Source organism: Olleya sp. HaHaR_3_96, assembly GCF_019278545.1.
Lineage (GTDB): Bacteria > Bacteroidota > Bacteroidia > Flavobacteriales > Flavobacteriaceae > Olleya.
Genome location: NZ_CP058987.1, coordinates 3,732,261 through 3,744,122, shown reverse-complemented (window position 1 = coordinate 3,744,122; position 11,862 = coordinate 3,732,261). Strand labels below are relative to the sequence as shown.

Here is an 11,862-nt window from a genome sequence, read left to right as displayed (position 1 = left end):
TGCTTGCTTAAGATATTTCCAAATCAAATAACTAATCGAGTGGAAACATTTAATTTATCTTTAATATTCTATCAACTAAAAACTTATTATTACTCTTCTTTTACTCTTATTAAAAAATTTTGATAGATAAACGGATCCCATTTTCCTGTAAGATCTAAAGGGCGATCTGTTATTCCTCCTTTTATTTTCATCCAAACTTTATCGTTTGTTTTATCTTGCCAATAAGCTTCTACATTAGATTCTTTTACTTCCTTAAGACTAGCAACTTTTTTATAAGCAACTATTGGAACGTTAATATCAATTGTAAACATTCTATCGTAGCTGGCTACAGTAGCATTTTTATCTCCTGTAAACTCTACAGCTAAAACAACTTCATCTTCGGTTGAAATAAAATTATCTACTGTAAATGTTAAATCATATACTTTATCTAAAGTTGGGTAATTTACTTCAAAGAGCCCCCCTTTTTGTAGCGCAGCATGCTTAAAATGCTGAAGATTACTCAGATCTGTTAGAAATAACTCAATTTTATCTATAATTTTCAAATTATCATCATAACGTACATAAGTAACATTAGCCTTGTTTTGTGATGTTCCATTTTCTGCCTTAATGTTGGCATTATTAAATCCATAAAACGGACCTGGTACACTTACACCTCCATTTAACTCTCTAGACCATGGAGATAACACCTCTACTCCTTCTTCTTTTTCTCCGTAATAAAAAGATCTATCATACACTAAATAATTTTCTTTAGGGCCCCAATAACCATGCAAATCCCATGTAGCCCCTGAAAAAGAAAGGTGTGGTGTTTCTCCTCCTATTTGCCAACCTATTTCAGATTCATTAGCTGTAATTTTAACACCAGGATGACTATTTATTAAAATATTTCCTATACTTAACCAATGTCCTTTCTCTACCGGGCGTATATAGTAGTCAAACATTCCAAAAACACCAGATCGTTTATTTAATGTTGCCGGAAAATTAATCGCAATATTTCCTTGTACATCAAAAGTATGATGATAGCTAGCAAAGGCATTATAAATGTGTTTATTATTAAGGTTAGATTCATTTTTTTTAAAATTTAAACTTCTTCCAACAGCCAAACACCCCAAAATTAAACCTCTATCTCCTCCTCCTGAAAAAGAAGTTTCAAAATTATCTGAAGACACAGCCTCTAAAGTAGTTCCAAAATTTGTACGATCCCAAACGCTATTTGCACTTTTCCAACCACTAAACCTTTTAATCTCAAAACGCACCCAACTACTCCTATCGAGACCATTGAAATTCCCAGGACGACCATTTCTTTCTTGTGTGTATTGAGAAGTCGAAGTGCTTCCTTCTTCATCTATTTCAGGTTCATCAGCATGCAAAGCATTATGCTTACATGAATGCGCAGTATTATAGTCAAAAACACCAAATTGCATTTTACCAGGATTCATAACCTCCCCATCTTCATACAATGCGCCTGCACTTGACCCAAATGGTCTATCTGGAAATGCTAACCAATAACCATTCCCTTCGCTATCAGCTACATGATTATTTATGGTTGTATTATCTGGGTTACTAATCCAAAACCCTGAAGACCCTTTTTTATGCCCTCCTAATTCATGCAACTTTAATGCAAATTGCTTTTCTGGATTTCTAACTTTTAATACCAAATTACCATCGAATGTATTTCTGCGTTCTGCAGCATCTTCAGTAAATATAGCATGTCCTTTTACATCAAAAACAATGTTATTTTTAACTAAAGTACCATTGGTACCATGCACTACAATACCACGGTTTTTAGATACATTAATTGTTGAGTTTTGAATATACTGACCTGTTGCATCTCCTAAATTATCTGAACCATTATAACTTAACATATGCCAATGAAAAGGGTAGCGTCTAACGCGTCCTCTTTGTCCTCCTCTTTTTATCTCTACACCATCTAAATGAGCTATTGCAGATGGCATAATCATAATATGTACTCCAAAACCTTCATTTTCCCAGGCATCATCGTTTGGTGATTGAATTACGATGTTTCTTGTTAGATTACCTACAGGAGCTCTTTGATCTAATACTTTCGGATTATTAGGAGTCAGTCCATATAAAAAATCACCTGTTGGAGTTGGTACTATATTTTCTTCAACCAAACTCATTCCGTTGGTAGTAGCATATTGTAATTTTCCCCAGTGAAATGCCTCGATTCCTTTATCTAAGGTTATTTCTTTTCCATTTACATTGGTAATAGCTATACGTTGTGAAATAGATTTTCTATTAGCAGCTTCATAAAAATCAGTAGGCCCTACCACAATCTGATCTCCTGTTTTCCAATTAGCTTGTTCTGCTAAGGTTAACTTCGTTGCTCCATCTTCTGCATGATCATTTATTTTAGTCCAAGCGATATCTGGTGATTTTGCATGAAGTTCTAATTTTCCTCCTCGAACAACTACAATTCCTCGGGTTCCCATCATACCCATTAAATTATGCTCTAAATCGGTGTCATTTAATGTAATAACTGCTTTATTTATAAATGGGTTAGCTTCACTACCTATTAGTAGTTCTCCTCCGTTTACCAATATGTTTTCTGCTGTCAAAGATAAATCTTGTGGTTCAAACTCTAAAGTTCCCAGAATGACTAGTTCTCCTAATTCAGGAGTGTCTTCATCTAAGTAGATGTGTTTATCTTTAGGAATGACAACTCTATCTCCTGCTTCAGGTTTACCTGCGGCACCCCATGTGTTAGGGTCTGACCATAGTAGTTTGTCTGATTTATCAACAAATAGAAAGCCTGAGTAAAAAGAATCACATTCAGGAGACTCAATTTTAGCTCTAAAATATTTAGGAAGATTTGTAAGGGTAATTACATAATTATTAGTGGTCGCTCCCGAAATATCATCCCAATTATTGTTATCGTTTGACATCTGCCACTGTATTGTTTGATCTGAGACAAGATGACTAGCTGTAAGCTCAAGCGTTTGGTTATCGTTTGCTATAATATTTACTTCTTGAGCTAGTATTTCGACACTACTTATAAGTGTAATAAAAAGGATAAGATAGTGATATGTTTTAAAAATATTTTTCATTCTAAATAATATTATTTTATGATAACTTTTGATTCTAAAGTTTGGTTAGAAGTGTTTACTTTAAGGATGTAAACCCCTTTAGATAGTTGTCCTAAATTAATGTTGTATTGTTTGTTGTTTGATGACAGTTTTTGGGTTAAGACAATTTCTCCTAACATACTGTAAAGAGTAATTAAGACTTTGTCTTGAATAGTTTCTTTTAATTGTATATGAATGATTCCATTTTCTACTGGATTAGGCCAGATAGAAAGTTTATTTACTTCTAAATCATTAGAAATTCTATTAGACTGTATAGACGAAGAAATTTGTTTATTAATCGTTTTTGGAGAAGAACAAATTGAAAATTCAGTATTTAAAGTAACTTTATGATTAACGATTTGTTGGTCAGGAGAAGTCGTGTCACCTCCAGTATTACCATTATCTGTTCCTCCATTTCCTGTTTCTGTTCCATTTCCTGTTCCTTCATTTTCGCCATCACCGTTTCCGCCGTTACCAGTGTCAACATTAACTAGCTGTTGAGAAATCTCCATCATATCAAAGTTTGGTCCACCACTATTACTGGAAGCAACTAGTTTGACGCTGTAGGTTCCTGAAGTAAGTGCTATAGATTTTTCTATAGTGTTCCATTGTGTCCAATCATTAGATGCAATCATTTCAAAATCAATAATACCATAGCTAATATCATTGATAAACAGTTCGCAACTACGATTATTACTAGATCCGTTAGCATACGTAAATAAAAACTTAGTGTCTATGTTTTCTGAAATATTGACTTGATCCCATTCAATAAAACTACCTTTTCCTCCAAAATCGACAAAACCAGATCCAGTAAATCCAGAAAGATTATTTCTAATTTGGGTCTGATTTTGATCAGAACGATCTTCTCCTTGATAGGTAAAAATAGAGTTTGAAGTATCGTTAGAAGCTGGTGCATCGATGACAATTGATGATGATACAGTATCACTATATCCATTTCTATTATCCATAACTTTTAGGGTTATTTGATAATCTCCTATTTCTGTATAGGTATGGGTTGGTGCAATTTGGGTATTAATAGGACTGCCGTCTCCAAAATCCCATTCATATCTTGTAATAACATCAGCTGCATCTGGGTCATAAGCACCTGCTGCATTAAAGGATACTGTCAATGGTACTGTACCGGTTTGATAACTTGATTGAATAGATGCAATGGGTCTTCTATTAGTCCTTACAGTAATCTCATTTGAATATGAAGATTCATTTCCCGATGCATCAATAGCCAAAACAGCAAAAGTGTATAATGCGCCTTCTTGAAGATTATTTAAAGTGTAATTTGTATCAGATATTAATGCGTTTGAAACAAGTACACTTGTATTTATATCAATTAATTGATAACCTGAAACGGTTATATTGTCTAAACTACTGTCCCATTGTAAGGTTAAGGATGTTGTTGTTACGTCATGAACACTAAGGTTTTGCGGTACTGTTGGTTTTTCAGTATCACTATCAGTATTTTCTGTACCTTGAACCAATTCCATCATATCAAAATTTGGTCCCCCACTATTACTGGAAGCGACTAGTTTGACGTTGTAAGTTCCTGACGGAAGCGTAAGGGACTTTTCTATAGTGTTCCATTGTGTCCAATCATTAGATGCAATCATTTCAAAATCAATAATACCATAACTAATATCATTGATAAACAGTTCGCAACTACGATTATTATTAGATCCGTTAGCATAAGTAAATAAAAACTTAGTGTCTATGTTTTCTGCAATATTGACTTGATCCCATTCAATAAAACTACCTTTTCCTCCAAAATCTACAAAGCCAGATCCAGTAAAACCAGAAAGATTATTTCGGATTTGGGTGTGACTTTGATCGGAATAATCTTCGCCTTGATAGATCGCACTATTTGATAAAAAAGGAGTGGTGTTTTTTAAAAATTTTTGATGTTTTTTTGTTTGATTTACTTGTTTTTCACATACTTTAGTAACTGTCTCTACATTGGATGGTCTGTTTTTTCTGGTTTCTTTTGCTTTAGTGTGTGAAATACCAAATTGTAAATAGAATACAATTAACAGTAAATGAAGCAAATGTGTCTGTACTTTCATAAATTTAAGGTTGGGATAAATAATTTTATATTGAGAGCAATATTAAATACAATTTATTTAAAATGAAAACATCAATTTTAAAAGAATGAAAATTTTACATATTGATAATATGCATCTCAAAAAAAGCAAAGAAATTATAGGTTTTTGTAAAGCGGTATAAGACCTCAAAGCAAACAAGTTTTGATTAAAAAGGGATCTTAGGTGGTTTTGTATACTAAAGGAGGATTGAAAATAACTAGTTAGTTTGTTGGAGAATTATGGGTCAGGTTTAGGTGTTTGCTTTACAAGCTACTCTTCAATAATGACGTTTTTTAGTTTTGTTTTTGAGGCGTTTATGTATTTCTAAACAAGATTTAGACCTTCATTCCTTGTGTCTAGGTATTCTAAAATTTGGTTAAGATTCATACCATCTAACTCGGATGTAAATTTGGTTATTTCGGGAGTTGACTCACTATTTTGACAGCGTATTTATGAGAAGGACTATAAGAGCATAAATAATATAATTTCCAGGAATAAGTTTTGGATATAAATAAAAAACACAATGTTTTAGTAAGTGTGTATAGACGCTTAAAAATCAGTACTAAACGTTGTCAGTTGGTAGTCGCCTTGTTCATTTTGTTCAGCGCCTAAGCCTTCAGTATATTCAAAAAGACTTGGTTTAATGTTAATAAGAGGGTATTGACACCAATAGACTTGATTAACGTCTTTAGAGAAGTGTTCCGAAATAACGATAAATGTGCCGGGTTCTACATTAGGAATAGGATTACCATAGTAGAAAAACTGGTCCTTTACACGTGTAAAATATTTTTCTTCTTCATCTAATATAATCACATCACTTGCTTTAATACCGTCCATTTTTTTGTCGTAAGTATAGACTTCATTTTTATAAGAATGGAAATAATTTGTAATGTCACTCACATTGTTATTCGGGACTAGTCTTACAGTGGTTTTAGTTATGCGCAACGGACGCCACAACCATCTTTTGTTTAACTCTTTGGCACGAGAGGTGTTGATATCTTTAGGATTAACATCTATTACCTTACGGTCTTCAAAGTACACGTGCTGATTATCTTTAGAAAAGGACTCATTCAACACTTGGAATGTAGCAGCATCACTTCCAATAATGGGCGTATCAAAATAATAGGCTGTGTTTTTATCAACTCTAAAATATGGAGACAGAATCTTGAAACTTTCTGCATCTACACCGTCTTGTATTTTCCCGTAGCGATAGACATGAGATTTGTCCTTGGAATAATCCGCATCAATACTCATAAAATCTGGTCCCTGATCACTAATGACTTGACCTGAGTACAAGATTTTATCAGCCATGCGTAATACTTCAGTATTAGAATTGTCAATATAACTAGGCGTATCGGTCCGCGGAATTTTATAGTCATTATAGTAATAAATAAAGTCTTTATCCATTCCGTAAACACCCCATAATGCTGTAAAAGTAATAGGGTCTGCTCCTGTTACTAGTTGACTACCACAGTAAACATGTTTAGCATCCTTAAGGAATCCACTGGAGTCTCTTTTTGACGATTTATAACTCGGATGACTATAAGTGTTTGGAATACTTTGTGCAGTATCAGGATCAGCGCCAATCACAGGTCTGTCGTTGTAATATACCGTGTGCTTATCTTTAGCAAAGTCTTGGTCTAAAACTTCAAAAGTATCACGGTGGGCTCCGTCAATTTCCTTTGCTCCAATATTAAAAAAATTGCCACTCAAAACGTAGACGACTTTGCCTTCTTTGATATAATATTGATTACTTTTTCCTTTGTTTATTGCTGTAGCATTATTTTTACTAGGCGAGTTAACATAGCGACTAAACACTAATATCAATAAAAAATAGGTGATTAGTAAACCGGTAAAGCCTATAGCAAGCCATAAGAGTATGCTCATAATTAGATGCAATTAATTTTTGATTTAATAAGTCAAAGATATTTTAAAAATAACAGGCTACATTTATAAATAAAAATTAATCTACATAAATAGTATAAAGCTATACAATGCTTATCGTTATGGAGTAATGTAGATCCTTAATATTTATTTTGACACAAGTAAAATGTCAATTTGACATTTTTTAAAGTGAAAATTTGGCAATGATTTTGAAATTTTGACAGTTAATTACGTCATTATAATAGAAAATCGAATAGAGAATGGTAAGTATTTATTTTGGTATTTTTTTTGTTTTATTGAAATAGAAGTCAATTAGGATTTCAAATTTGAAATAATGTTTAATTTAAAATTTTGTAATTATGAACAATTTAGTAAGTGTTCCTAAAAACGGAAGTTTAGCGAACAGTAATTTAAATCAAAACTTCCCAACGTTGTCAAATTGGTTAGATGATATATTTAATCGAGACTTACCATCTGTATTTGCATCAAACTTTAATACTGGGATTACTTTACCTAAAGTAAATATCAAAGAAACCGCCGATGCTTTTATGGTTGAAATGGCAGTTCCGGGTCTAAAAAAATCAGATTTTCATATTGCTATTGACAATCAGGTATTATCAATAGCTACAGAAACAAAGGCTGAAAAAGAATATGAAGAAGAAAATTATACACGAAGAGAGTTTGGTTATTCCTCTTTTAAAAGAACTTTTACTTTACCCGAAAGTGTAAATGATGACACTATTAATGCAAGCTACAATGAAGGTCTTTTAACTATTTTATTACCTAAAAAAGAAGAAGCAAAACAAAAGCCTGCCCGAAGCATTAAAATTACATAATTGATTCAGTAATTTTTTTGATGGAAAGCTAAGAAATATAGTTGGAGACCGAGTAATCGGTCTCCATTATATGATGTTATAAATGTTTAATCTTTAATAATAAGTAAGGTTATGCCAAGAAAATTTAAACCTGGAGATTGGGTAAAGGTTAGAGGGAAGCTTATCGGTCCCAAAATGCAAGTTCTCAAATATGTTCCAAAAAAAGATTTAATATTTGGTTTGGTAGATTATGACAATTATTTGGAATGTGTTTGGTATAAAAACGGCGAACGGCATTTAAAAGTATTTCACCAAAATAAATTGATTAAAACTATAGAAACAGGTGGTTTGTTTAAAACATTTTTAACACACCCTAAATTAAGTTTAACGTAAAGTTTAAAGCGATGAAAAGCAGTGTTTTATTATTTGTGATGGGCTTATTAAGCCTGAGTTGTAACGGTCAAAAAAGTGACGCAATAAACACGGGTATACAGGATAATAAAAATAAAGTAGTAACACAACCTAAAGGGACTTGGAAGGTTGATAAAGAATTTGATAATGACGGAAATTTAATTAGATATGATAGTATCTATTCTTGGACATCAAGAAGTGATTTCAATACACTGTCCCATGTAGAAAAGGATAGCATATTACGATCTTTAAAATCGAGACTCTTTACAGCATTCTCGAATTTTGAAAACGAAGGATTTGATGCTGTTTTTTCTGAAGATTCACTTTTTAATAAACAGTACTTAAATGATGATTTTTTTGGAAGTGAGTTTGGTCAGGATTATATGGATATTGAGAAAATCACTCAAAAAATGTTTGCAAGACAAAAGCGATTCTTAGAGAAATATCAGTCAGAATTTATTAAGCCTGAAGACGAAAACTAAATAGTTTTCGTCTTTTTTTTGTGATGTTTTATTCTAGTTCTTGGTTTACACCTAACATTTTTGATTACTGATGCGTTTTAAGTAATTAATTTTACAAATGTATGCGTCAGTAGGGGCGAGTTTGTAATGTAGAAGGTACTGCTTATGTCACTTATATCGATGTTGTCAAGACTATAGATACTTCGTTTTTTGTTTTTTTACTTTAAATAGCAAAAACAACTTTTGCTCTAGTTTTTTGCAAATCGAATAAAATCTAAAGTTACATTGCTGTTTTATATTGGACATATGTAGTTGCTAATAGTAGTTATTTGCTATGTTGCTATAAACTAGTTTTTTTATATTAAAATAAAAAGCAATCCTAATTCAAGAATATAGCTTAATAGAATCAGTAATTTTGTTATTGTATTAAAGGGAATAGAATTAGCTTTTGGGCTGGTTAGCCATTGCTTTTTTTAATTATTGTGTTTATCGTATTTACTGATCAACTAAAAACACATAATACCCTATATGTAGGGATGGTAATATGCTTGGTAATAACTACATTTGTGTATGCTTTTTAAGTCCCAACATATTTTTGTTTTTTTCTTTACGTGCTATACTTGTCTTGGTATTGCTCAAAATTCAGCGCCTGTTACAGAGAGTGAAGATAAAAAAGTAGAACAACTTGTTAATTATTTTAATAATGGTTTAGAAAAAAAAGCATATCAACAAGCTCACGCGTTATTACCTACTTTTAAATCGGATAAATCGGTAGCAAGTATCAATTTATTATTGGCCTATTATCATAATAAATATGTCGCTATAGATTCGTCTATTTATTATACAAATAAAGCTTTAAAAAGCAGAAAAAATGTAAACGACTCATTAGGTGTTAGATTACAGATTTTGTCTTATCAATTGTTGGCATTAAATAATAAGAATAAAGGTTTATACCAAGAAAGTAAAAACTATTATATAAAAGGAGCGGAGTTAAGTGAAAAATTTAACGAAACCAACTTATATTATACACATATACATGGTTTGGCAAGTACTTATCTAACGCTTGGTAAAACGGAAGAAGCATTAGAGCTTTTTGAAAAATGCGTAAAATTTTCTAATGATGAAGATGTAATTTTAGGTAGCTATATTAATTTAGGTTCTATTTATTCTTTGCTTTCAAAATATGAAAGATCCAATTCGTATTTACAAAAAGCAAAAGAAATGTGTGAAAAAAATCCCCACAGAACTCAAGCTTTGATCAGTGTTTTACTAAATATAGGAGATAATTATTTAAATAAAGAAACTGATAAGGCACTGTTATCTTATAACGAAGCAAAAAAAATAAGCTTTGAGCATAGGTTTTATAATTTAGAGTTGATTGCTTTAGGAAAAATAGGAAACATATTATTTAACGAAAAAAAGGATAATGAAGCCTTTTTAGTTTTTTCAAACATACTAATTCAAGCAATGGAATTGGGGAATTTAGATGTTGAGAAGAATAGCTACCTCATGTTGGAAAAACTATCGGTTAGAAAGCAGGACTATAGAAATGCTTATAATTATGGAAAAAAGTATTACGAAATAAAAGACTCGATAGATAACTCTATCACAGAAAAAGAAATAAACCGATTAGAAGTTAGGTTTAAAACACTAGAAAAAGAAAAAACGATAAAATTATTACAAATAGAGAGTTTAAATAAAAGTTTAAATATAAAGAATAAAGATGCTGATATTGAAAAGTACAAACTGCAAAAAACGATAATTGCAAAACAAAATGAAAATCAAGTATTGCAACTTCAAAATGGTGTAAAAAAACGTAAAAACGAAATTTCTTTACTTAAAGAAAAAGAAGCCAGAAAAGCAATTGAACTTGATCGAGAAAAGACTATTAAATATGTGGTGCTAATTGCTTTCTTTATATTGTTAGTGCCAATTGCAGGACTTTTAATTATCTATTACCAAAAATTACAAGCTCAGAGTTTACTTAATTTAAAAGAAAAAGAGATTAATGAGCAGCAAGTGGTGTCGTTAAAAAAAGATCAAGAATTAAAATTAATTAAAGCCTCTGTTAGAGGTCAAGATTTAGAAAGAAAAAAGATTGCCCAGGAAATGCATGATAGTATTGGAGGTAATTTAGCGGCTATAAAATTACAATTTAGTCAACTGTCTAAGCATCCTAGTAAACTAAACTTAATTTATAGTCAATTGGACGATACCTATGAACAAGTTAGAAGTTTGTCTCATAATTTATTGCCAAAAAAAATAAGAGAAAATGATTTTGGTTTTTTAATTAAGGAATACATTGCGACTGTTGAAGATGCTAGTGATTTAAAAATAAATATTTCTTTTTATGACGAAGAAAAAATTAATAGAATAAGCAAGATATTACAGAATGAATTGTTCTCTGTTTTTCAGGAATTAACAACAAATACACTTAAATATGCTAAAGCAAAAACTGTAGATATACAATTAGATCTTTTAAATGAAGGTCTGTTTTTTGTGTACGAAGATGATGGTATTGGCTTCGATTTATCTTTAACTACTTTAGGAATTGGTTTAACAAATATTAAGAATAGAGTAGAGAATTATAAAGGTATTTTACATATCGATTCTAAACTAGGTAGAGGCACAAGTATAAATATAGAAATGCCTGTAACAACTTAAATAACGTGGGGTAAACTTATTATAATCGACAATCATAAAATGCTTTTATACCATGTTATGTCCCTTTTTTTCTCTTTTTAGTAGTTCAAATATTATCAAAGTCACGATTGTAATTATTATTCCTTGTAGAAATAGCATTCCAATTCCAAATGCAAATAGATCTATTAGTTCAATGTTTTTATTTCCTAATTCAGAATTCTCATGGTTAGGTAAATAATCGCGATGAAAACTAGTTGTAATTATTACAAAACGTTCAAAATACATACCGATTTTCATTCCGAAGGCGACCAAAATGACGTACCAATATTTTGATGCTAATTTTTTAATGAATAGTGTAAACGGTAAGCATAAAGCAGATAAAAACATCAGCCAATATGCCCAAGCATAAGGTCCTGTAGCTCGGTTAATAAAAGCATATTCATTGGGTTTTTCAGTTGTTGCCATTCCAATTAGA

The 11,862-nt window shown here is 31.4% G+C and carries 8 protein-coding genes; 4 read left to right on the top strand and 4 right to left on the bottom strand.

Going from position 1 to position 11,862, the window contains the following annotated elements; translation table 11 throughout:
* Window positions 1–89 precede the first annotated feature (89 nt).
* From H0I26_RS16455 to H0I26_RS16445, 3 genes are all read right to left on the bottom strand, one after another.
* On the bottom strand, window positions 90–3,065 hold the full coding sequence (locus H0I26_RS16455; protein ID WP_218700039.1) for a G8 domain-containing protein: 2,976 nt from the start codon (window positions 3,063–3,065) through the stop codon (window positions 90–92).
* Window positions 3,066–3,076: 11 nt separating this feature from the next.
* Window positions 3,077–5,155 carry a carbohydrate-binding protein gene (locus H0I26_RS16450; protein ID WP_218700038.1) on the bottom strand — a complete coding sequence of 693 codons (2,079 nt, stop codon included), beginning with the start codon at window positions 5,153–5,155 and terminating at the stop codon, window positions 3,077–3,079.
* Between the two features lie 567 nt (window positions 5,156–5,722).
* A complete protein-coding gene (locus tag H0I26_RS16445) occupies window positions 5,723–7,060 on the bottom strand; it encodes a DKNYY domain-containing protein (protein WP_218700037.1) in 1,338 nt (445 codons plus the stop codon).
* Between the two features lie 356 nt (window positions 7,061–7,416).
* On the opposite strand from H0I26_RS16445, the gene H0I26_RS16440 reads away from it, so the two are divergent.
* From H0I26_RS16440 to H0I26_RS16425, 4 genes are all read left to right on the top strand, one after another.
* Window positions 7,417–7,893 (top strand): Hsp20/alpha crystallin family protein, encoded by a 477-nt coding sequence (locus tag H0I26_RS16440; protein WP_218700036.1) that lies wholly within the window; start codon window positions 7,417–7,419, stop codon window positions 7,891–7,893.
* Between the two features lie 111 nt (window positions 7,894–8,004).
* On the top strand, window positions 8,005–8,265 hold the full coding sequence (locus H0I26_RS16435) for a YodC family protein (protein WP_218700035.1): 261 nt from the start codon (window positions 8,005–8,007) through the stop codon (window positions 8,263–8,265).
* A gap of 11 nt (window positions 8,266–8,276) precedes the next feature.
* Window positions 8,277–8,765 (top strand): hypothetical protein, encoded by a 489-nt coding sequence (locus H0I26_RS16430; RefSeq protein WP_218700034.1) that lies wholly within the window; start codon window positions 8,277–8,279, stop codon window positions 8,763–8,765.
* A 549-nt stretch (window positions 8,766–9,314) separates the two neighbouring features.
* Window positions 9,315–11,408 (top strand): tetratricopeptide repeat-containing sensor histidine kinase, encoded by a 2,094-nt coding sequence (locus H0I26_RS16425; protein ID WP_218700033.1) that lies wholly within the window; start codon window positions 9,315–9,317, stop codon window positions 11,406–11,408.
* Between the two features lie 45 nt (window positions 11,409–11,453).
* Here H0I26_RS16425 and H0I26_RS16420 read toward each other — a convergent pair whose 3' ends face one another.
* Window positions 11,454–11,852, bottom strand: coding sequence for a hypothetical protein (locus H0I26_RS16420; protein WP_218700032.1), 399 nt, complete (start codon window positions 11,850–11,852; stop codon window positions 11,454–11,456).
* Window positions 11,853–11,862 lie beyond the last annotated feature (10 nt).